The sequence below is a fragment of the Nitrospirota bacterium genome (assembly GCA_040754395.1).
In the GTDB taxonomy this organism is placed as follows: Bacteria; Nitrospirota; Thermodesulfovibrionia; order Thermodesulfovibrionales; family SM23-35; genus JBFMCL01.
Genome location: JBFMCL010000016.1, coordinates 34144 through 56967, shown reverse-complemented (window position 1 = coordinate 56967; position 22824 = coordinate 34144). Strand labels below are relative to the sequence as shown.

21 protein-coding genes and 1 riboswitch are annotated in these 22824 nt (G+C 48.1%); of the genes, 18 read left to right on the top strand and 3 right to left on the bottom strand.

Annotated features, from left to right (window positions below; genetic code table 11):
* The first annotated feature begins 1 nt into the window (after nucleotide 1).
* The 12 genes from glgB (at nucleotide 2) to AB1552_09240 (ending at nucleotide 15387) form a co-directional block, all read left to right on the top strand.
* Nucleotides 2-1951, top strand: a complete 1950-nt coding sequence (gene glgB / locus AB1552_09295; GenBank protein ID MEW6053967.1) for a 1,4-alpha-glucan branching protein GlgB — start codon at nucleotides 2-4, stop codon at nucleotides 1949-1951.
* Nucleotides 1948-3777, top strand: coding sequence for a malto-oligosyltrehalose trehalohydrolase (gene treZ, locus AB1552_09290; GenBank protein ID MEW6053966.1), 1830 nt, complete (start codon nucleotides 1948-1950; stop codon nucleotides 3775-3777). Before glgB ends, treZ begins: the two co-directional genes overlap by 4 nt.
* Nucleotides 3777-6221 carry a DUF3536 domain-containing protein gene (locus AB1552_09285; GenBank protein ID MEW6053965.1) on the top strand — a complete coding sequence of 815 codons (2445 nt, stop codon included), beginning with the start codon at nucleotides 3777-3779 and terminating at the stop codon, nucleotides 6219-6221. Before treZ ends, AB1552_09285 begins: the two co-directional genes overlap by 1 nt.
* A gap of 28 nt (nucleotides 6222-6249) precedes the next feature.
* A complete protein-coding gene (locus AB1552_09280; protein ID MEW6053964.1) occupies nucleotides 6250-9258 on the top strand; it encodes a malto-oligosyltrehalose synthase in 3009 nt (1002 codons plus the stop codon).
* A 119-nt stretch (nucleotides 9259-9377) separates the two neighbouring features.
* On the top strand, nucleotides 9378-10625 hold the full coding sequence (locus AB1552_09275; GenBank protein ID MEW6053963.1) for a glycosyltransferase: 1248 nt from the start codon (nucleotides 9378-9380) through the stop codon (nucleotides 10623-10625).
* Between the two features lie 15 nt (nucleotides 10626-10640).
* On the top strand, nucleotides 10641-11339 hold the full coding sequence (locus AB1552_09270; protein MEW6053962.1) for a hypothetical protein: 699 nt from the start codon (nucleotides 10641-10643) through the stop codon (nucleotides 11337-11339).
* A gap of 242 nt (nucleotides 11340-11581) precedes the next feature.
* On the top strand, nucleotides 11582-13573 hold the full coding sequence (locus tag AB1552_09265; GenBank protein ID MEW6053961.1) for a cation:proton antiporter: 1992 nt from the start codon (nucleotides 11582-11584) through the stop codon (nucleotides 13571-13573).
* The gene (locus AB1552_09260; protein ID MEW6053960.1) at nucleotides 13570-13878 is read left to right on the top strand and encodes a hypothetical protein; all 309 of its coding nucleotides are present in this window, start codon (nucleotides 13570-13572) and stop codon (nucleotides 13876-13878) included. The genes AB1552_09265 and AB1552_09260 overlap by 4 nt, the downstream gene beginning before the upstream one ends.
* A gap of 63 nt (nucleotides 13879-13941) precedes the next feature.
* The gene (locus tag AB1552_09255; protein MEW6053959.1) at nucleotides 13942-14433 is read left to right on the top strand and encodes a hypothetical protein; all 492 of its coding nucleotides are present in this window, start codon (nucleotides 13942-13944) and stop codon (nucleotides 14431-14433) included.
* Complete coding sequence (locus AB1552_09250; GenBank protein ID MEW6053958.1) at nucleotides 14430-14558, top strand: hypothetical protein; 129 nt, start codon at nucleotides 14430-14432, stop codon at nucleotides 14556-14558. Before AB1552_09255 ends, AB1552_09250 begins: the two co-directional genes overlap by 4 nt.
* Before the next feature lie 187 nt (nucleotides 14559-14745).
* Nucleotides 14746-15105 carry a hypothetical protein gene (locus AB1552_09245; GenBank protein MEW6053957.1) on the top strand — a complete coding sequence of 120 codons (360 nt, stop codon included), beginning with the start codon at nucleotides 14746-14748 and terminating at the stop codon, nucleotides 15103-15105.
* A gap of 24 nt (nucleotides 15106-15129) precedes the next feature.
* On the top strand, nucleotides 15130-15387 hold the full coding sequence (locus AB1552_09240) for a LapA family protein (protein ID MEW6053956.1): 258 nt from the start codon (nucleotides 15130-15132) through the stop codon (nucleotides 15385-15387).
* Nucleotides 15388-15631: 244 nt separating this feature from the next.
* On the opposite strand, the gene AB1552_09235 is transcribed toward AB1552_09240, so the two are convergent.
* Entirely contained in the window at nucleotides 15632-16249 is a 618-nt protein-coding gene (locus AB1552_09235; protein MEW6053955.1) for an L-threonylcarbamoyladenylate synthase, read from the bottom strand.
* Nucleotides 16250-16411: 162 nt separating this feature from the next.
* Between AB1552_09235 and AB1552_09230 the strand changes: the two genes are divergently transcribed.
* Nucleotides 16412-16795: an alanine-zipper protein gene (locus AB1552_09230; GenBank protein MEW6053954.1), complete on the top strand. Its 384-nt coding sequence runs from the start codon at nucleotides 16412-16414 to the stop codon at nucleotides 16793-16795.
* 57 nt (nucleotides 16796-16852) lie between these two features.
* Here AB1552_09230 and AB1552_09225 read toward each other — a convergent pair whose 3' ends face one another.
* Nucleotides 16853-17749, bottom strand: a complete 897-nt coding sequence (locus tag AB1552_09225; GenBank protein MEW6053953.1) for a L,D-transpeptidase family protein — start codon at nucleotides 17747-17749, stop codon at nucleotides 16853-16855.
* 100 nt (nucleotides 17750-17849) lie between these two features.
* Nucleotides 17850-17915: riboswitch (Fluoride riboswitch) on the top strand.
* 98 nt (nucleotides 17916-18013) lie between these two features.
* Between AB1552_09225 and AB1552_09220 the strand changes: the two genes are divergently transcribed.
* The 4 genes from AB1552_09220 to AB1552_09205 all read left to right on the top strand — a co-directional run bounded on the left by AB1552_09220 (nucleotide 18014) and on the right by AB1552_09205 (nucleotide 20788).
* Nucleotides 18014-19195 (top strand): cation:proton antiporter, encoded by a 1182-nt coding sequence (locus AB1552_09220; protein MEW6053952.1) that lies wholly within the window; start codon nucleotides 18014-18016, stop codon nucleotides 19193-19195.
* A gap of 47 nt (nucleotides 19196-19242) precedes the next feature.
* The gene (locus AB1552_09215) at nucleotides 19243-19899 is read left to right on the top strand and encodes a TIM barrel protein (GenBank protein ID MEW6053951.1); all 657 of its coding nucleotides are present in this window, start codon (nucleotides 19243-19245) and stop codon (nucleotides 19897-19899) included.
* A 128-nt stretch (nucleotides 19900-20027) separates the two neighbouring features.
* Nucleotides 20028-20576 carry a winged helix-turn-helix domain-containing protein gene (locus AB1552_09210; GenBank protein MEW6053950.1) on the top strand — a complete coding sequence of 183 codons (549 nt, stop codon included), beginning with the start codon at nucleotides 20028-20030 and terminating at the stop codon, nucleotides 20574-20576.
* A complete protein-coding gene (locus AB1552_09205) occupies nucleotides 20573-20788 on the top strand; it encodes a hypothetical protein (GenBank protein ID MEW6053949.1) in 216 nt (71 codons plus the stop codon). Before AB1552_09210 ends, AB1552_09205 begins: the two co-directional genes overlap by 4 nt.
* A 46-nt stretch (nucleotides 20789-20834) precedes the next feature.
* Here the strand turns inward: AB1552_09205 and lpxC are convergent, their stop codons facing one another.
* The gene (gene lpxC / locus AB1552_09200; GenBank protein MEW6053948.1) at nucleotides 20835-21713 is read right to left on the bottom strand and encodes a UDP-3-O-acyl-N-acetylglucosamine deacetylase; all 879 of its coding nucleotides are present in this window, start codon (nucleotides 21711-21713) and stop codon (nucleotides 20835-20837) included.
* 326 nt (nucleotides 21714-22039) lie between these two features.
* Here lpxC and mtnP point away from each other — a divergent pair, with 326 nt between their 5' ends.
* The gene (mtnP, locus tag AB1552_09195; GenBank protein MEW6053947.1) at nucleotides 22040-22822 is read left to right on the top strand and encodes an S-methyl-5'-thioadenosine phosphorylase; all 783 of its coding nucleotides are present in this window, start codon (nucleotides 22040-22042) and stop codon (nucleotides 22820-22822) included.
* Nucleotides 22823-22824: the final 2 nt, after the last annotated feature.

The window sequence follows — 22824 nt, the reverse complement described above, 5'->3', positions numbered from 1 at the left end:
AATGGCAGACAAAAAAAGAAGGAAAAAAGATTTGATCAGGCATGACGTTAGTCTCCTTACTGATCATGACATATATCTCTTTAAGGAGGGAAACCACTTTACACTGCATGAAAAGCTCGGATCACATCCGCTGACGGTTGACGGTATTGAGGGCACTCTTTTTTCGGTCTGGGCTCCGAATGCTGAGAAGGTATCAGTAATCGGTGATTTTAATGACTGGGACAGGAAAACACACCCCCTGACTGCACGATGGGATGGTTCCGGCATATGGGAGGGTTTTATTCCCGGTGCCGGACACGGAAGCGTATATAAATACCATATCGCCTCACGACACAACAGATACAAGGTCGAGAAATGCGACCCGTTTGCATATCATTGTGAAGTTCCGCCCAAAACTGCTTCAATTGTCCGGAGACTGGACTACGAATGGAATGACAGCGAATGGATGAGCAGCAGGCGGCCCCGCAATTCTCTCAATGCACCATGGTCGATCTATGAGGTGCACCCGGGGTCATGGAGAAGGGTTCCTGAAGAAGGAAACAGGCCGCTAACCTACCGGGAAATGGCTCGTTATCTTGCGGAATACGTAAAGGATATGGGGTTTACGCATGTCGAATTCCTTCCGGTCATGGAGCATCCGTTTTACGGTTCGTGGGGGTATCAGGTAACGGGATTTTTTGCTCCCACGAGCAGATACGGGCCTCCGCAGGATTTCATGTACCTGATCGATCATCTGCACCAGAACGGCATCGGGGTAATCCTTGACTGGGTGCCTTCTCACTTCCCGGATGACGAACACGGACTTATTTATTTTGACGGAACCCATCTGTATGAGCATGAAGAGCCGAAAAAAGGGTTTCATCCTGACTGGAAGAGCTATATTTTCAATTACGGACGGCATGAGGTGAGGAATTTCCTCATCAGCAGCGCCCTGTTCTGGCTTGAAAAATATCATATCGACGGCATCAGGGTCGACGCAGTCGCATCAATGCTCTACCTCGACTACGGCAGGAAGGAAGGTGAATGGATACCGAATGAATACGGGGGGAAAGAGAATATCGAGGCCATCAGCTTCCTGAAACGGTTCAATGAGATGGTCTATGAAAAATTCCCGGATGTACAGACTATTGCGGAAGAGTCGACTGCCTGGCCCATGGTCTCCCGGCCTTCATATGTCGGCGGACTTGGCTTCGGTATGAAATGGAACATGGGCTGGATGCACGACACGCTTGATTATTTTTCGAACGACCCGGTGTTCAGAAAATATCGCCATAATCAGCTTACCTTCAGCATATGGTATGCCTTTTCCGAAAATTTTGTCCTCCCGCTGTCACACGACGAAGTTGTTCATGGCAAGGGGTCGCTTTTTGGCAAGATGTCAGGAGATGAGTGGCAGAAATATGCAAATCTGCGAATGCTTTACGGGTACATGTATGCGCACCCCGGCAAAAAGCTGCTCTTCATGGGGGCTGAGATCGCGCAATGGAAGGAATGGAATCACGATGAAAGCCTCGAGTGGCATGTGCTTGAGTATCCGTTACATCAGGGCGTCCGGGCCTGGGTAAGGGATCTGAATCATCTGTACAGGTCAGAGCCGGCGCTTCATGAAGTCGATTTCGGCACAGAGGGGTTCGAATGGGTGGATTTCCACAACTGGGAGGAAAGTGTCATCAGTTTTCTCAGGAAGGGAAGAATCTCTGATGAACGGATTCTCATCGTCTGCAATTTTACCCCTGTCCCCCGCTACAATTACAGGATCGGTGTGCCGCTGGGCGGGTTCTGGCAGGAAATCCTGAACAGCGATGCTGTTACCTATATGGGAAGCGGACATGGAAACATCGGTGGCATGGAAGCCTCGCCGGTGCCGTCGCACGGGAAATTTTTTTCCCTCTCCCTGACATTGCCTCCGCTTGGCATTCTGTTTTTCAGGCACAGGGGTACACACAGATGAAAATCGGCGCTCTTCACTCCGGCAGCGGACAGTGCAGATTTGTGGTGTGGGCGCCTTTCCATGAGGCGGTAGAACTGAAACTTGTTTCCCCTGTGGAGAAGATCGTCCCCATGGAAAAAACCCATGGAGGATACTGGGAGCTTGCACTGCCTGACATAGCCGAAAATGCACGGTATTTCTATCGTCTGAAGGAAGGAACAGACATGCCTGACCCTGCATCGCATTTTCAGCCTGAAGGTGTTCACGGTCCCTCGCAGATTGTTGACCACGGGAATTTCAGATGGACTGACAGCGACTGGAAAGGAATCCCCCTCTCGGAGATGGTCATGTATGAACTGCATGTCGGAACCTTTACACCCGGGGGCACGTTCGATGCGGTGATACCGCGGCTTTCCCGGCTCAGGGATATGGGGATAAATGCCATTGAGATTATGCCTGTTGCCCAGTTCCCTGGCGAGAGAAACTGGGGATATGACGGTGTGTTTCCCTATGCGGTCCAGAACTCTTACGGAGGGCCTGAACGTCTCAAGAGACTTGTGAACGAATGCCATAAGCATGATATCGCCGTCATCCTTGATGTCGTATACAACCACCTTGGTCCTGAAGGCAACTACCTTTGGGATTACGGGCCGTATTTTACCGATAAGTACAGAACCCCCTGGGGAATGGCCATGAATTTCGATGATGCCTACAGCAACGAAGTCAGAAACTTCTTCATCGAAAATGCACTTCACTGGTTTGGCAATTATCATATCGATGCACTCAGGCTTGACGCTGTCCATGGTATTACGGACCTGAGCGCAAAGACGTTTCTTCAGGAGCTTGCGCGTGCGGTAAAACAGTTTTCAGCCTATCAGAAAAGACGGTTCTCTCTGATAGCCGAGAGCGACATGAATGATACGCGGCTGATACGACCGCGGAAAGCGGGGGGATTCAATCTTCATGCACAATGGTGTGACGATTTTCACCATTCGCTCCACACTCTTCTCACCGGAGAAAAAGGCGGATACTATGTAGATTTCGGGAAGATGGAGCATCTTGTCAAGACCATGAAAGAGGGCTTTGTCTATTCGGGTGAGTATTCGGAGTACAGGAAACGAAACCATGGCAATTCCTCAAAGGATATCCCGGCCTCGCAGCTTATCGTTTTTTCGCAGAACCACGATCAGACCGGGAACAGGATGTTCGGCGAACGTCTTTCCAGCCTTATTTCATTCGAATCCCTCAAGCTGTCTGCAGGAGTTGTGCTGCTTTCACCATATGTGCCGCTGCTCTTTATGGGAGAAGAATATGGAGAGGACGCGCCGTTCCTTTATTTTGTCAGCCATACCGACCCGGATCTGATAGAGGCTGTCAGGAAGGGAAGAAAGGAAGAGTTCAGGGCATTTGCGTGGACCGGCGAGCCGCCTGATCCCCAGAGCCCGGGGACGTTTAAGAATTCCAAGATTCACTGGGAAAAGAGAAAAACGGGAAACCATAAAAATCTCCTCGAATTCTATACGCATCTGATCAGACTAAGGAGGGATATTCCTGCCCTCTCGAATCATGACAAGAAGAGCCTTGATGTGATTGTGTCCGAAAACGACAGGATACTGTTCGTGAGACGGTGGAAGGATGATGACCATGTCTTCTGCAGCTTCAATTTCAATGAGGAAGACAGGAAATTCGAGCTCTACCTTCCGCAGGGTATCTGGAGCAAGGTGCTTGATTCCTCCGACAAGAAATGGAAAGGACCGGGTACTTTGCTGCTTGACAGGCTGAAAGGAAACAAAAAAGTAACCCTGAGGGGAAGGAGTTTCATGATCTACAGGAGAAAGATGCACTGATGTCAAAAAGATATGTATGCATCCACGGGCATTACTACCAGCCGCCAAGAGAAAACCCCTGGCTTGAGGCAATCGAGATACAGGATTCCGCGCATCCCTATCATGACTGGAATGAGAGAATTTCTGCTGAATGTTATGCGCCGAATTCTGCATCCAGAAACCTTGACGGCGACGGGAAGATCCTCAATATTGTAAGCAACTACGCGAGAACGAGCTTCAATATCGGTCCGACGCTGCTTTCATGGATCGAGAAGAACTCTCCCGAACTATATGCTGCAATTCTTGAATCAGACCGGCAGAGTATGCAATGGCGCTCCGGCCATGGTAATGCCATTGCACAGGTTTACAACCATATCATTATGCCTTTGGCAAACCAGAGGGACAAGCGCACACAGATTTTGTGGGGAATAAGGGATTTTGAATACCGGTTCAAAAGGTCTCCTGAAGGAATGTGGCTCGCGGAAACCGCGGTCGATACCGCAACCCTGGAAATCCTCTCCGAACTCGGCATTGTCTATACTATTCTCGCGCCACACCAGGCGTCGAGGGTCAGGAAGATCAATACCGGAAAGTGGAGGGACGTGAGCGGGGCACGGGTCGATCCCACCATGCCCTATCTGTGCAGACTCCCCTCGGGACGGTCGATCACACTCTTTTTTTATGACGGGCCGATATCCCAGGCAGTAGCGTTCGAAGGTCTTCTGAAACGGGGCGAAGGTTTTGCAAACCGTCTTTTGAGCGGTTTCTCCGATATCAGACAATGGCCGCAGATGCTGAACATCGCCACGGATGGCGAAACCTATGGACACCATCAGCGGTTTGGTGATATGGCTCTCGCATATGCCCTGAATTATCTGGAGGAAAACGGGCTTGCGCAAATAACCAATTATGGCGAATATCTCGAAAAACACCCTCCGACCTATGAAGTCGAAATATTCCAGAATTCGTCATGGAGCTGTATTCACGGGGTCGAGCGCTGGAAGAGCAACTGCGGATGTAATTCAGGAGGCTATCCGTCGTGGAATCAGGAATGGAGAGGTCCGCTGCGAGCTGCGCTTGACTGGCTGAGAGACAGACTCGCGGCAATCTATGAAAACCTTGCCTCGGAGTATTTTCAATATCCCTGGGCGGCACGCAACAGATATATCGAGGTGATTCTCGACCGTTCCCGGGACTCGATGCAGCGCTTTTTTGCAGAGCATGCAACAAGGGAACTCACCCCTTCGGAAGAGATTACGGTACTGAAGCTCCTCGAGATTCAGAGGCATGCCATGCTTATGTATACCAGCTGCGGCTGGTTTTTCGATGAGCTTTCCGGCCTCGAAACCGTTCAGGTAATGCAGTATGCGGGAAGGGCTGTGCAGCTCTGTGAGGAGATTTTCCCTGACAGTCTTGAAGAAGCTTTTAAGGTCAGGCTGTCTTTGGCGAAGAGCAATATGCCCGAACACGAAAACGGTTCACAGATTTATGAAAAGTATGTCAAACCTGCCATGATCGATCTCAAGAAAGTGGGAGCACACTATGCGATCAGCTCGCTTTTCGAAGACTACGCAGAAGAAACAGTAATCAACAGTTATCGTGTCGGCAGGGAGGATTATTACCGGATAGAGGCAGGTGCGACAAGGCTGGCGATAGGAAGGATATCGGTATCGTCTACAATAACCAGAGAAGCCGAGACCGTGAGTTTCTGCGTGCTGCATTTTGGTGGGCATGCCCTCAGCGGCGGGGTGAGGACATTTCTCGGGCATGCTGCCTACAGTGCGATGAAGAACGAAATATCCTCGACGTTTGAGAAGGGCAGCTTTGCGGATATCGTGAGGCTCATGGATCACCATTTTGGAATGCATAATTACTCGCTCTCCAATCTTTTCAGGGACGAGCAATGGAATATCATCAATACGCTCATCCAGAAGACGCTTGAGGAATTCGAAAACGCCTATCGTCAGATGTATGAGAATAACAGGATCCTGATGAGTTTCCTGAAGGAGACAGGGATACCTCTGAAAAAAGCCTTTTTTGCCGCTGCCGAGGTTACCCTCAATTTCGACATCAGGAAGGCGTTTATGGAGCCGCATCTTGATGCAGAGAGGATACAGTACCTGATCAGTGAGATAAAAAAATGGCATGTTGTCCTGGATTCCGTCGATATAGAGTTCGCTGCAAGGAAAAAATTCGAGGAGCAGATAGCTGCCCTTCTGAAGAACCCAAGTGATGACAGTCTGATGCAGGAAATACTGAAGGGGCTTGAGCTGGTGAGACTGCTGCCGGTCGAAATGAATTTCTGGCAGACCCAGAACGTCTTCTACAGGATTGCGGGCACCACGTACCGCGCATTTCTCGCCAAGGCACAAGCTGGTGATGAGAATGCCATCCGGTGGATTGATCATTTCAAATATCTGGGCGAGATGCTTTTTTTCAACATCGCATCCGTGCTGTCGGAATAGAAGAGGAAAAAACATTCAGAATATGGAAATGCTGTTGGTATCAAGGATCCCGGTTTCGACTTACAGACTGCAGTTCAATACGCAGTTCAGATTCAGGAATGCGAAAAGGATCATCCAGTATCTGCATGATCTCGGCATTACTGACATGTATGCATCACCCTATTTCAGAGCGAAGGAAGGAAGCCTGCACGGATACGATATCGTTGACCCGACTGCATTGAACCCCGAGGTCGGCACTGAGCAGGAGTATAATGCCCTTATCAGGGAACTTCACAAATACGGGATGGGGCAGATACTCGACATTGTCCCAAACCATATGTGTATTGACAGCAAAGACAACATCTGGTGGCAGGATATCCTTGAGAATGGTACAAGCTCCCGGTATGCGGACTTTTTCGATATAGACTGGGGGCCCCTGAAAAAAGACCTAACACACAGGGTACTTATTCCCATCCTGGGCAACCAGTACGGTGACGTTCTCGAAGCCCAGGAAATCAGGCTGGCTTACGAGGCAGGCGCATTTTTCATTCATTATTATGAACACAGGTTTCCGGTGATTCCAGAAACCTATATTTATATTCTGAAGCACCGGATTGATCAGCTCGAACGTATCCTGACTCCGGATAATCCGGAGTATGTCGAGTTGCTGAGCATAATTACAGCACTGGAGCATCTGCCCCTTTACACTGAAATCGAGCCCGAAAAAGTTGCAGAAAGGTACCGTGAGAAGGAGATTATAAAAAAGCGGATCGCAAAAATATACCTGGACAATCCGGACATCAGATCCTTTATCGATAACAATATCAGGGAGTTCAACGGCACGAAGGGTAATCCCGAAAGCTTTAACCTTCTCGATGAGCTTCTCATGATCCAGGCATACAGGCTTTCCTTCTGGCGTGTAGCAACCGAGGAAATAAATTACAGAAGGTTCTTTGATATTAACAGTCTTGCGGCAATCCGGATGGAGAATCCCGATGTGTTCGAGAAAAGCCACAGTCTTGTCATGAAGCTTATCGGACAGGGAAAAGTTACCGGGTTGAGGATTGATCATCCTGACGGGCTTTACAATCCTGCGGAGTACTTTCGGAAGCTGCAGCGACAATGCTTTCTTCAGACCCGGCTACATTACTCGGAACGTGTGAAAAAAGAGAATGCGCTGCCTTACAGGAGACGTGAACTCAGGAATGAGATCCTGAAGCAGTACCACGACCTGACAGCTTCGGATATGCAGTTTAAACCCTTTTATATAGTCGGGGAGAAGATCCTCATGAAAGAGGAGAGGATGCCGGATGACTGGACGATTTTCAGCACCACCGGGTACGTCTTTCTGAATGCGCTGAACGGAATATTCATCAGGACAGGGAACGCGAAGGTGTTCGACGATATCTATGAAAGATTTACGAAATCAAGGATGAATTTCCAGGAGATCGTCTATGAGAAGAAGAAACTGATCATGCAGGTGGCGATGTCAAGCGAAATCAACACCCTGGGACATTACCTGGACAGGCTTTCCGAAAAGGACAGGCATACCCGTGATTTTACCCTCAACAGTCTCACGTCAGCAATCGTGGAAGTGATCGCTATTTTCCCGGTGTACAGAACGTATATCGACCAGGCAGGTGTTGACGACAGGGACCGGAGATACATAGAATTTGCGATTTCAAAAGCGAAACGCAAAAACCCTGCGATCAGCGAATCTGTCTTTGATTTTCTGAAGAACATACTTTTGCTGAATTATCCTGATAATTTTGCTGACATCGACAAAAAAGAGTGGCTTGATTTTGTCATGAGGCTGCAGCAGCTTACCGGACCCGTCATGGCAAAGGGTTTTGAGGATACGGTCTTTTATGTCTATAACCGGCTGGTTTCGCTCAATGAAGTGGGAGGATGTCCTGAACGATTTGGTACTTCCCTCGAGACGTTTCACGGAAAGAACATCGAGCGGATGAAATTCTGGCCCCATGCCCTCATCACGACTGCAACACATGACACAAAACGGGGCGAAGATGTGAGGGCAAGAATTAATGTCCTCTCGGAGATTCCCGATGAGTGGAAAAAACATCTGGCTTACTGGCGACGGTTGAATAAAAGGAAAAAGCCGGTTGTTGAGGGGCAAATGGTTCCTGACCTGAACGAGGAATATCTTCTGTATCAGACGCTTATCGGGGCATGGCCGGCCGGCAAGATGGACGGTGCTGAAAAGGATATGTTCAGACGCAGGATCAGGGCATACATGCTGAAGGCGGCACGGGAGGCAAAGGTCAATACAAGCTGGATCAGTCCCAATACCATATATGAAGAAGCCTTCATGATCTTTGTGGATTTGGTTCTGGACGGTACGGACGACAATCAGTTCCTGTCTGATTTTGTTCCCTTCCAGAAGAGAATTTCCTGTTTCGGCATGTTCAATTCGCTGTCCCAGGTGCTTCTCAAAATAACTTCTCCCGGCATTCCGGATTTTTACCAGGGGACGGAGTTCTGGGATTTCAGCCTCGTGGATCCTGACAACCGGAGACCGGTGGATTTCACCAGGAGAATGGAGGCGCTCAAAGAGCTCAAGACACGAGAGTCTGCAAGTGCCCTGCATGAACTTGCAAGGGATCTGACGGTGAATAAAGAAGACGGAAAGGTTAAGTTGTTTGTCACGATCAGGGCGCTGAATTACCGGAGGGAAAACCGGGAACTTTTTGAGAAAGGGGAATATATCCCCCTTGAGGCAATGGGCAGCCGCGCTGACAATGTATGCGCCTTTGCCAGAAGACTCGGAAACGCACGATTGATTGCGGTTGCCCCGAGATTTCTGACACAACTCATCTCCGGGCAGGATGACCTTCCCTTTGGTGAAGTGGTCTGGGGCAATTCGTTCGTGATCGTACCTATTGCGGAGCCAGGCGCCCTGTATCGCAATATTTTTACCGATGAGGTGATAAAGGCTCATACGCATAAGGATGCTACCTCATTGTATCTTTCGGAGGTATTTGCCAACTTCCCGGTTGCCATGCTGGAGAGGATTTACCCTTCGCAGGAAACAGCATGAGGGGGAGATGTCGCATACCCGTGGGTTTTATGATATAAATTAGGAAATGGCGGAAAACACGGATGCATCAGTGAAAGGAATCATAACAGGACAAACAAAGGGTGAAGATGGAAGGAGTCATGATAAAAAAAGAGATACAGGAAGAGATTGAGAAAATACAGGAAGCCGATATTCTGGTCGGCATCCCAAGCTACAACAATGCATCTACGATAGGCCATGTGGTGAAGGCAGTGCAGGCGGGACTGGCAAAATATTTCCCGAACAGGAAGTCTGTGCTGGTGAATTCAGACGGTGGATCGAGCGATGGCACAACTGAGGTTGTCGAGAAAACCACTGTGGAGGATTTCCAGGCAATCCTTCTCCATCATAAAGTCGGGCCGGTATTCAAGATAGCCACGCCGTACCACGGGATTCCCGGAAAAGGGAGCGCGTTCAGAACGATCTTCGCGATTGCCAGCAACCTGAACGTGAAGGCATGCGCAGTGGTCGATTCGGACCTCAGAAGCATTACGCCCGAATGGATCGAGCTTCTGATAAAGCCCCTGATCGAGGGGGGATTTGATTACGTTGCACCCCTTTATCACAGGCATAAATACGACGGGACAATAACAAACAGCATTATCTACCCTCTGACAAGGGCATTATATGGCAGGAGAATACGACAGCCTATCGGAGGAGACTTCGGATTTTCCGGAAAGCTTGCAGAATATTATCTGGAAAAGGATGTCTGGGAAACTGATGTGGCAAGGTACGGAATAGACATATGGATGACAACAACTGCAGTTGCTAACCAATTCAAGGTATGCCAGGCATTCCTCGGCGCAAAGATCCATGATCCGAAGGATCCGGGAGCAGATCTCAGCGCTATGCTCTATCAGGTCGTCGGCGCAACCTTTGAACTGATGGAGACATATGCTGATGCATGGAAGGCGGTCAAAGGTTCCGAGGGGGTGCCAACCTTCGGGTTCCAGTACGCGGTAGGACTTGAACCGGTGGCGGTAAACCTCGACAGAATGATTGACAAGTTCAGGCTTGGTATACGGGAATTGCACGATATATGGAAGGGCTTTATGCCGGATGAGGTCATGAGGTTTCTGCACAAGACGGATGTCATGCAGAAGACTGATTTCCATATCCCGGATGAAATATGGGTAGAGATTATTTACAGCTTTGCACTTGCAGCGCACAGCAAGGTGCTGAACAGGGAACACCTGCTGAAGTCACTTACCCCATTGTATATAGGAAGAGTCGCCTCATTTGTCATTGAGACATGGGAATGCAGCGCTGCAGAAGTTGAGGAGAAGATCGACAAATTGAGTTTGAGTTTCGAGGAACATAAAAGCTTTTTATTGAACAGGTGGAGTTAATGAAAGGAGGCATGAATGAACGGTTTTCTGGATAGAGTGATTGTCGAACCATTTGATAGATTTCTTGAAAGGGTAGTGGAATTTCTTCCCGATGTCCTGACGTCCGTCCTTGTTCTGGTTGCGGGATTGGTTCTCAGCGTGATTCTCAAATCGGTGTTCCTGAGACTTTTCAGAGCAATTAAACTCGATAAATTTTCGGAGAAGTCCGGTATGGTTGAAATGATGCAGAAAGGAGGGGTCAGGGAGCCCGTTTCAGTTATCCTCTCAAAAATTATCGGGTGGATAACCATCATAAGTTTTATAATCCTCTCACTGCGTTCACTGAATGTCCCTGTTATTGAGCGGATACTCGAAAGGTTCATCCTGTATCTGCCGAATGTTTTCGTTGCCGCACTGATCCTGTTTCTCGGGTATTTTCTCAGTAATTTTCTCGGACGTGCAGCGCTGATCGCCTCCGTGAATGCCGGATTCAAGCTGTCAGGCATGATGGCGAGATTTGTCAAACTGACCATTTTTCTTCTCGCCGTTACCATGGCGCTGGAACAGCTCGGAATCGGCAGGGAAACAATAATCATTGCCTTTGCGGTGATTTTCGGGGGTGTTGTTTTTGCGATTTCTCTTGCATTCGGGCTTGGCGGCAGGGATGTGGCAAAGGATTATCTTGAGAAAAAGATAAAAGGTGAGGAAAAGACGGATGAGATCAGTCATCTGTAATGTGCATTGCTGAGGGATTCTCCAAGAATCTGAAGAAAAGATAACAAATCCACCATATTACAGGTAAGGGTGAGAAAAAAACCGTTTCAGCATCGGAATATGACGGCATTTTGTGCATGTAACAGATCCGGTTTTGCTTCTCTCGAGAAGCCGGAGTTTCACGCGGTTAAGGCCCTGTTTCAGGGTACCTTCTCATGGCGAATACCGTCCCGGGAAATAGTCCATAACTTTTCCTTTATAGAATGACGATAGAATTTGAATTTCTCAAATCCCTTGAAGTCATTTTTATTGCATCTGCAGCGGTTATCCTGCTGCTTTACCGGCTCAAAATGCCCTCGCTTATCGGGTTTATTGTTGCAGGAATTATCATAGGTCCCCATGGTGTCGGGTTAATCAAGGACGTTCACTTTATACAAATACTTGCGGAAATCGGCGTGATTCTCCTGCTCTTCACAATCGGTATCGAATTCTCCTTAACAAAGCTTATCAGGATCAAAAAAGCTGTAATCGGCGGAGGCGGAGCGCAGGTTTTGCTTACCATTATCCTATCGGCCTCTGCCACGTATATCGCGATAGGAAATGTCAATAAGTCAGTTTTCTTCGGTTTTCTTTATGCCCTGAGCAGCACTGCGATTGTCCTGAAACTCCTTGTCGAACGGGGTGAAATAGACTCTCCTCATGGCCACATCATGGTCGGTATCCTTATTTTCCAGGACATCTGCATTGTGCCGCTCATGCTTCTTGTTCCGGTATTGTCCGGAAGCAGCATCGATATTCTCGATGTGGGCATCAAGATGGGCAATGCAGCGCTGATAATAGTGGTGGTATTGCTGAGTGCACGATGGATAGTCCCTGCGCTGCTTCATCAGGTTGTTCGAACCAAAAGCCGGGAGCTTTTCTTAACCACGATTATTCTTCTCTGTCTCGGTATCGCTCTCCTGACATCAAAATTCGGACTCTCCCTTGCCCTCGGGGCCTTTCTCGCAGGACTTGTCATATCAGAGTCAGAATACGCCCATCAGGCGATATCAGACATACTGCCGTTCAAGGACAGCTTCATGGGGCTTTTTTTCGTATCCATCGGCATGCTGATGGATACCGGCTTTGTGCTGGAGAATGTCTTCCGGATTGGACAGGTTGTCATAGTGATATTCATCATGAAAGTGACCACCGGTACCGCAGCTGCCATGATGATTGGGTCTTCCCTGAGATCTTCCGTACTCGTAGGGCTTGGTCTTGCACAGATAGGCGAGTTTTCGTTTGTGCTTGCTGTGGCGGGAAAGGCGTCAGGACTTGTTGAGGAAGAATTCTATCAGATTTTCCTTGCATCTTCAGTCGTCACAATGATTGCTACCCCTTTCTTATTGCAGGTTGCTCCATCTGCAGCCGAATGGTTGTCCTCAAGAACTATGCTCAGGAGACTGAGCAGAAAAAGGTTTTCAGAGGCCGTTGACGGAACTCCGCGGCGAAAGCACGACCATGTCATTATCATCGGATTCGGTCTGAACGGCAAAAATCTCGCAAGGGTGTTGAAAGAGGCGGAGATTCCCTATGCGGTACTTGAGATGAACAGTGATACTGTGCGGGAGATGAGGAAAAAGGGTGAACCGATTTATTACGGAGACGGGACGAGTCAGGAAATACTCCATAAACTGAGCGTAGAAAAGGCAAGGCTTCTGGTGATAGCGATTTCTGATCCGGTCTCGACGAGGAGGATCGTTTCAATAGCAAGACATGCGAACCCGCATATTTATATCATCGTAAGGACCCGTTATCTCATTGAAGTGGATGACCTCAAATCACTGGGAGCTGACGAGGTTATCCCTGAAGAGTTTGAAACATCCATAGAGATTTTTTCACGGGTGCTGCACCGGTACAGTTTCCCGAGAAACGCAATTCTCACCATGGTTGAAAAAATAAGGAGCAACAGTTACACTGCACTGCGAAGTGTTGAAGTGCCGAGAAGACACCTGTTCGATAAGTATGAATGGCTTCCCGAAATAGAAATCGACGGATACAGGGTGGAAGAGGGATCCCATATCGATGAAAAGACGATCAAAGATCTGCAGGTCAGAAAAAAAACCGGAGTGACTATAATCGCGGTAAGAAGAGGGAAAACGGTTTATACAAATCCCGAGCCTGATTTCAGGCTGAAAAAAGGAGATTTTTTGCTCTTCACCGGGGACAGGGAAAACATCAACAATGCGCTGTCATATTTCAGGGGGGGACCATGATACTTCTCTGGACAGGCTTTTTCATCTGCACAGGACTGATCATCTACGCGGGGGCAAAGCTCTCGAGGTATGGAGATATTATCGCGGAAAAGACCGGACTTGGCAGAGCCTGGATAGGAATGGTGCTTATCGCATCAGTTACGTCACTCCCCGAACTTGTCACAGGGATCAGCGCCGTTACCTTTGCGGGAGTTCCGAACATTGCGATCGGGGATGTGCTCGGGAGCTGTGTCTTCAATATGCTGATCATTTCCATTCTGGATGCCAATTACCGGGTTATGCCCATATCAACGAAGGCACATTAGGGCAATATACTTGCTGCAGCCTTTGGCATACTCCTCATAGGGATTGTTTCTTTAAGCATCTATATGGGGAAAGAAGTAGCACCTTTCGGATGGATCGGCCCTTACAGCATCGTCTTCATCATCATCTATCTGGTTGCAATGCGGTTTGTCTATCAGTATGAGAAAAGGCTTATTGCCGAGGCGCTGAAAGAGAAAGCTGCTGAACTTAAATACGAGGACATTTCTACAAGAGATGCGGTCATCAAATACAGCATCAACGCTGTTATTGTGATTGTAGCCGCAACGTTCCTGCCGGCAATCGGAGAAGGCATTGCCGAACAGACGGGTCTCGGTCAGACCTTTGTGGGAAATATCTTTATCGCAATAGCTACATCCCTCCCCGAGGTGGTCGTGTCCCTTTCTGCAATGAAAATTGACGCAGTAGGCCTTGCCATCGGCAATCTCTTCGGAAGCAACATCTTCAATATTTTCATTCTGGCAATCGATGATATCTTCTTTACCCAGGGGCCGCTAGTCCGGATCATATTATTTCCGCCCAGTCAGCGATCATCATGATGACTATCGCGGTTATCGGCCTGACGTGCCGTGCGACGAAAAAACCCCTTTTTCTGGCATGGGATACCATCATGATCGTAATGGTGTACATTACCAATATTATGCTCCTGTACGTCATGAGATGAAGGCAATAGACTTGCTGCATGCACTCGCTGGTTTTGGTGGCTATATGCGGCTTCTGCAACACTGGCAGGATCAGTCAGAAGACCCGGCTGAGCATTGACTTCCTGAACATAATACAGGGGAGAAACTCTCTTTACGTCTTTCTGAGAATCTGCTAAACTCTCATTCAACATGAACAAGGAGGGGAAAATGGATTTCTGGGAGAAAATAAAGTCTGATATCCAGAAGGGATTGAAAGAAGGGGTTGGTATTGTGAAGGAGGGGGTAACGGTAGTAAAGGAAAAGGCTGAAGAGCTTTCTGTTGAAGGAAAGCGGAGATTGAAGATTTTTGAGCTTCAGACCAAGGTCCAGCGTGAGATAGCAGAACTCGGAGGAAAGGTGTATGACCTGAGTTCAAAGATGAAGAACCCTTTGCTTGACAAGAAGGTGAAAGCAATCCTCACTAGGGTCAAAAAACTCGAAGCCCAGATCACGAAGCTGGAAGGCACGCAGAAAGGAGCGGTGAAGAAACCGGCGAAGAAACGTTCCGTAAAGCCAAAAAGCAGATAGGGCAAACAGGTTTTCCTGATATCTATGGCAACGATAATTCTCGTATTTATTGTGTTAACCGTTGTGGCGGTATTTTCTGTACAGAATGCGCTGCCGGTCGCCATTACCTTTTTTTTCTGGAAGTTTGAAGCGTCTCTCGCGATAGTCATTTTTCTTTCCGTACTCTTTGGAATGATTGCTGCTGCGGTTATCGTTTCGATGATACGCTTCAAACCGAAAGGCAAGAAGGGGGCACCGGATACCGGGCACCCGGACACCGGGAAAACAGAGCCCGGCCTCTGAGTCAGAATTGCTGCTTACGCAGTCTTCTTTTCTTACTGGCCTGAGTGTGGCTGAATCACCATTTTTTTTGGATTGTTCTCTTTTTTGTGATTCAGATCACAGGAAGTAAAAAAATATTCCACTATTATTATAGTAAAAGAATACGTTTACTTTTTCTTCCCCTCCAAGGTATGGCAGTCAGACCCCCAGGATAAACCGGCTGCCATATCATCCTCATTTGAAAGGCATTGCCTGAAAAAACAGGTCAGAGAGAGTACAGAAGCTCCTTCCTGATCACTCCTTCCCTGAGCACTTTTATTCCTGTATCGGTCACCTCAGTTATAGTTGAGGGAAGACCTCCCGGAGAAGGCCCGGCATCGATGATGAGGTCAATGCGATCGCCGAAATATCCGAGTACGGCGGAGGCATCAGATGCGGGAGAACTGCCTGACGGGTTCGCACTTGTTGCGGTTATCGCAAACCCGGCGGCTTTTGCGAGACGGAGAGCAAACGACTCTCCCGGCATCCTGACCGCGATCTTCCCGGTGCCCGCAGTCAAGAGCTGGGAAAGAGTTTTTCTGGCGGGCAGGAGGAAGGTGAGAGGACCGGGCCACAGTCTCTGCATGAGAAGATGCGCTTTCTGGTTAGCGGAAGCTACAATTGTGTCAAGAAGAGCCATATCCCCGATAATAAGCGGAATTGCTTTATCCTTTGGTCTCTGCTTGATATCATGGAGTTTTTTCAGGGCTTCTTCATTATCAAATTTCACACCGAGACCATAAAACGTTTCAGTCGGGAACGCTACGATGCCGCCCTTTTCAAGCAAATTAACCGCATGAAGGAGTACCTCACGGATATTCTGCCGAGTTACTTTTATGACCATGACCGCTCAATACTAACACAGAAACAAGGCTTTTTTCAGTGTATACCCAGAAGTTATGCAAAAATATAAAAATTAATCATCAAAATCAATTATTTTGTTGACATTCAGTAGATTTTACTTTAATATTGGGATAACTATGATATATAAGAAAGGAGGTGTAAAATGAAAAAGGTAACGTTGTTGGTAGTCCTTTCTTTATTATTACTCTCTCTTTTTGGTTGTGCGACGAAAGAATACGTGAAACAGCAGATTGATCCTTTGATTGACAGAATCAGCAGACTCGAAGCAAGAGTTACATCCATTGAGTCGCGTCTCTCTGCGATTGAAGGCAAAATGGCAGAGATTGATGCAGCAAAGCAGGATGCCCGTGAAGCGAAGTCATTGGCTCAAGATGCAATAAGGACCGCAAAGGAATGTTGCGATAAGGCAGATGCTGCTGTCAGAAAGGCAGAAGCCGCTGCGGCAAAAGCTGAAGATTCTGCACGAAGGGCCGAAGAAGCAGCAAAGAAGTGCGCCAAATCGTTTGAGTTGCAGCAGAAGAAATAAGACTCATCGCCTGAATTTTGCAGGGGCTAAGAATATAAGGTTCTTAGCCCTTTTATTTTATCGGGTAATATCAACGGGCATGCCGCTTTTTTCCCTCAGGACGGCCAGCATTTTTTCCTTGTCAATGGTGTCGTAGATTTCATGTCTCTTCATGAGCTTCCTTAACAATGTCACCGCTTCATCGAAATAATTAATCCGCATAGCCTGATCTTCGTGCACTTCCAGATATATCCTGTTGCCGAGCAAGCCTACCTTTACCGGCTGCTGAATAATGCTTACTTCCGTCCCCTTCGGCACAGCCTGAAAGAGCTTTGGAATATCCTCGGGATACATCCTGATGCAGCCATGGCTTGCCCGTCTTCCCACGGCGAAGGGCCTGTTTGTGCCATGTATCAGGATGCTTCCCAGAGAAAGACGCAATGCATGTGTGCCAAGAGGGTTTTCAGGGCCCGGGGGCACCACCCTGGGAAGTTCCGGTCTCTCTTTCCTGATGGACTCGGGGACGTTCCAGCTTGGATTGACCATTTTTTTGATTATTTTGAAGCTTCCTACAGGGGTTTCATTGCCTTCGCTTCCGATCCCTATGGGGAATGTCCTGACAGTGCTGCTGCTATGTTTCGAAAAAAAATAGAGCCTCATTTCAGAAATATTAATGATTAATCCCCCAAACGAAGGGATGTCAGGCAATATCCAGGCTGTCGGAATCGTTATCTCCTCTCCTTCACCGGGAACAAATGGGTCCAGTCCGGGGTTTGCATCGACGATTTCGTTGTAACCGATCCCGAATGTCCTTGCAAGCTCGATGAGAGATTCGTCTCCCACGATCTTATGGGTCCGGATTGATCCGATTACCATCTCGTCTGGTGAAAAAGGATAAATCTGATCAGCGGCCGGTGATATGGTCGCTGTGGCCAGCACCATCAGGATAAGGGCGGGAATGATTCGCACTTTCATACAGATGATAGTAAACAACGCAGGCGTCGAAAAGCAAGCGCTGCGGCAACAAGTGAGGTTGCAGTGCATTGACAGGCGTCTTTTGATCATTGTATAGTGTACTCAGACAGGCGATGGGGTTCGCCTTTAACCGTCCCTGCAAAGGACTGATGACCCCTACTCCTTTTTCTGTTCCTCTCCGATCATGAGAGGGGCAGGCGAGGGCGTAGGGGTTTTTTTGTTGAAGGTAAAGATGCCGGATAATCTCTACCGGAGGAGGTTTCCATGGCTATCAGTATCGCACTGATTGTTATCCTTGGCCTTATTGCTGATTATCTTCTGACCAGGGCAAAACTGCCGGGCCTGCTTGGCATGCTCATTATAGGGATACTCTGCGGTCCGCATATTTTCAATGTCATGCAGCCGGAACTTCTGAAAGTATCTGCTGACCTCAGAATGGTAGCTCTTATTGTAATACTCCTCCGGGCCGGGCTCGAACTCAGGAAGGATACCCTGAACAGGGTAGGCAGAACCGCGCTCATTATGTCCTGTGTCCCCGCCATTTTTGAGGGGGCTGTTGTTGTTTTTCTTGCCCCGGTTTTGCTCGGGATCAGTTATTTCGAAGCTGCAATCCTGGGTTCCATCCTTGCTGCTGTCTCCCCTGCAGTGGTTGTCCCGTATATGATAGAACTGATTGACAAAAAGAGAGGGGTACGAAAAGGGATTCCTACCCTCATACTTGGCGCCTCATCAGTTGATGATGTCTTTGTTATCGTGGTCTTTTCAATACTCCTCGGGATGTACTCCGGAGCCGGCACGGATATCGGCATGAAGTTGCTTGAGATACCTGAGTCCATTCTGCTCGGAATCGCGGCAGGCGCAATTGCGGGATATATACTTTACCGGTTGTTCGACAAATACAGGCTCAGGGCGACAAAGATGACAATCGTCGTTGTAGCTGTTTCAGTTCTTCTCACGTGGCTCGAAGAAGAACTGAAAACAAGGGTATCGATGTCTGCACTGTTAGGTGTTATGACCATCGGTTTTATTCTCCTCGAAAAAGCAGAGGCGAAGGCCCACAAGATTTCCCGCAAGCTCTCCAAGATATGGATTTTCGCGGAGATCCTCCTGTTTGTGCTCGTCGGCGCCCAGGTCAATATCCAGGTTGCCTGGGATTCCGGGCTTGGAGGTGTAGTGCTCATACTCGTTGCATTGGCAGGCAGAAGCATTGGGACCTATCTCAGTGTCACGGGAACCGACATGAGTTTCAGGGAGCGTCTTTTCTGCGTGATATCATATGTCCCGAAAGCCACAGTTCAGGCAGCAATTGGCGCGGTACCGCTCGAAATGGGGATAAAGTCCGGCGATGTTATTCTTGCGGTTTCTGTTCTCTCCATAATTCTCACTGCACCCCTCGGAGCAATCGGCATGAAACTCACAGGGGAGCGGTGGCTTGAAAAGGAATAGGAAGGCTGGGTTATGATACTGTGCACAAATCAGATGAAGGAGCGCTGATGCGCAGGATTGGCGTCCATACCTCCATAGCCGGCGGGCTGCATCTGAGCCTTGAAAGGGCCCATGCCCTCGGATGCAATACCCTGCAAATTTTTTCTCATAATCCCAGGGGATGGGATGTGAAAATCCTGTCTGATCGGGAGGCTTCCAGGTTCCGGTCCCTCAGGGCGGAACGCGATATTTCCCCGGTATTTATCCACGCCTCCTACCTTGTCAATTTGGCGTCACGGGACGGAGCCTTGCGCAGGAAGTCGGTCGGGATGCTGGTTACCGAAATGGAAAGGGCTGACAAGATCGGGGCGGATTACGTGATTCTTCATACAGGCATTTGCTGGGATACCTGTCATGCGTTTGCCGCCGGCTATGATATCAGGGAAACAGTCGTGGCCGACATGATATCGAGTGAAATGGAAAAATATATCGGCTTGGACAGTCTGAAGCTTATTCATCTCAATGACTCGAAGGGCGAGGCGGGCGCAGGTGTTGACAGGCATGAGCATATCGGCCTCGGAAACATTGGCATCAGCGCACTGAGCCGGTTTATCAACAGACGGGCATTCAGGAACATCCCCCTGATTCTCGAGACCCCGAAAAAGAATGAAGCCGATGATCTGATAAATCTGGCAAAGGTCAGGAAGATGACAATATCGCAATAACAGTTTAACAATTGAGAACAATTGTTCTAAAATATGGATCGTTTACAAAAATGCATTATCTGTTCTCAAATAGAATTTTATTGTTGACAAATAGGATTTAATAGTGTATAAATTCTTAAGGTGAATATATGCTGAAAAGTTTATTCTCGTCATCAATCAGAGCAGATGTTCTCTCCGTGCTGCTGAACAGCCCTGATGAGCAGTTCTACATCCGGGAAATAGCAAAGCTCCTCAGAAAAAACCCTTCCGGCATCAAGCGGGAACTCGACAATCTCGAGAAGATGGGTATCGTAACAAGTGAAAAGATAGTGAACCTCAAGTATTTCCAGGCAAACAAGGAATCACCCCTGTTTTCCGAACTCAAGAACCTCATTACAAAATCCCTCGGACTGCCGGGAGCTTTAAAAGCTGTCCTGAGGGCCTCCGGCGCAAAAGCCGCCTTCCTTTATGGTCCATATGCAGAAGGGGAAGATGATGTGGAGACGGTGGATTTATTTGTTATCGGCGCATCGTCATCACTCGCGAAAGAACTGAAAGACCTTGAAAAAAGGTTTGATCAAAAAATCGACTGCACTGTTATGGATGAAGAAGAGTACAGATACAGGAAAAAGAAGGGAGAGGCAAGCCTTAAAAAATTTTTGAGAGGTAAGCGGATTACTCTCATAGGGAGGCATTGAGTGTAGCACGCCCGGCATTTTCTGCACAGGAAAATGCGGGTAGAAAGGGGGTGAACTTACATGGCAACCAAGAAAGCAGCGAAGAAGGCAACAAAGAAGACCGCAAAGAAGAAATAAGTTTCCTTTACACGCGTATTTACATTTTTATGGCTGGAGGAGAAATTCTCCAGCCTTCTTTTTGCGGTCTTCATAGATATGAAACTCTATTCTGAGGAAAAATTCAAGTAAAAATTGCAAATAATTGATAATAAATGATTATTATGAGTAAGAGAGAACAGGCTGCGGGCTGATTTCAGCCTCCAGCTCCCAGCATTCGGAATGGGTGAGCAGCTTTTTCAGGAACTTCAGATTTGTCGTATGGCCAGACTTATTCGCAATAACATGCCCGTAAATCGGGTAGCCGATCAGGGAAAAGTCGCCGATAAGGTCAAGGATTTTATGACGCACGAATTCATCCTTAAACCTGAGACCTGTTGCATTCAGGATGCCGGTTTCTCCGAGGATAATTGCGTTGTCGAATGAGCCGCCCCTTGCAAACCCGTTTGCCTTCAGATACTCAACGTCCTTGAGGAATCCGAATGTCCTTGCAGGGGCAATTTCCAGGGTGAAACTTTCCTCGGTGAGATCCAGGCTCAGCTGCTGTTCACCGAGAAGATGATGATTGAAGTGGATCCTGTAGGTGATCCGTCTTCCATGATACGGAAACACTGCAATCTCGGCATTGCCGTCAGTAAGAGCTACAGGGTGTGTGATTCGTATATACGGTCTTTTTTTGCTCTGTTTTGCGATGCCGGCGTTGAGGATCAGGCTTGTCAGTTCCAGGGAACTCCCGTCCAGAATAGGGATCTCGGTACCATTCAGTTCAATATATACATTGTCTATTCCGAGGCCTGCCAGGGCAGCAAGGACGTGTTCAACCGTCTTGACCCTTGTCCCGTTGAGGCCGAGAGTTGTGGCAAACGCGGTATCGGTTACGGAACCGATAGAAGCCTTTATCGCCAGATCCTTGTCTATCCGTACAAAAATGATCCCGGTATCCCTCGGCGCCGGTTTAAGGCAGACCTTCGAATACCGGCCTGTGTGAAGCCCGATTCCCTCGAATTTTATTTCCTGTTTTAAAGTTCTCTGTAATCGCATGGCGTTAATCAATAAAAACATGGGAATAGATTGCAAATACGATGCCAGAGGAATTGAAAAAACCCGTTTTTTTTTACTGTTTTCTGATTGCTCCCGGGAATGGCGTACAAACTGGCTCTTGAACGATAAGTTAAAGTTTTTGTTGATATTATTTGTTTCATATGAGGATCAAGTGTGTTGTCTGACGACAATAATGTGTGTATTATTTACTACAGTCCGTGAAAAAGCGGTCCCAATATATCAAAATTCCGGTTTCTGAGGTACAATACTCCTACTGAGGAATGATTACCCCACGAAACAATGTCCGGTAACGGGAGAGGGGCAATATGATAGGTATAATCGGGGGCAGCGGTCTCTATCAGATTGAAGGAGTCACGATCAAAAGGGAGAAAAGGGTCAAAACGCCCTTTGGCTCACCTTCTGATGCATATCTGATGGGAGAATTCTCAGAACGAAATGTCATATTCCTGCCAAGACATGGCAAACGTCATTCTATCGCACCGCACAGGATTAATTACAGGGCTAACATATGGGGTTTCCGTGAGCTCGGGGTCACGAAGATCATATCGATTGGTGCTACAGGAGGGATTCACAGGGCACTGATTCCCGGGAACCTGGTAGTGCTTGATCAGGTCATCGATATGACAGATGGAAGGAAATCTACATTCTGGGAGGGCGATACAGGGGTGTATCATGTGGATTTTACGGAACCGTATTGTGCCGCACTGAGGAAGGTCGTTCTGACTGCGGGTAAAAAAACAAAAATATCTGTTAAAAAATCAGGAACTTATGTATGTACCAACGGACCAAGGCTTGAAACGAGAGCTGAGATACGCTTTTTTGCCCGTGCGGGTGCGGATGTTGTCGGGATGACGGCAATGCCTGAAGCTGCCCTTGCCCGGGAAGCAGAGATGTGCTATGCCGGCATCGCCGTTGTTACCAACTTCGCCCCCGGAGTGCGGGAAAAAAAGCTTACCGCAACAGAGGTTGTGGAAACAATGCAGAAAGCTTCCGGGCGCCTGAGAACACTTTTGAAAGAGACTCTCAGACTGGTTCCTTCAGCGCGGAAATGTTCCTGTAAAGAAGCCTTGAGAGAGGCGAAAGTCTGATT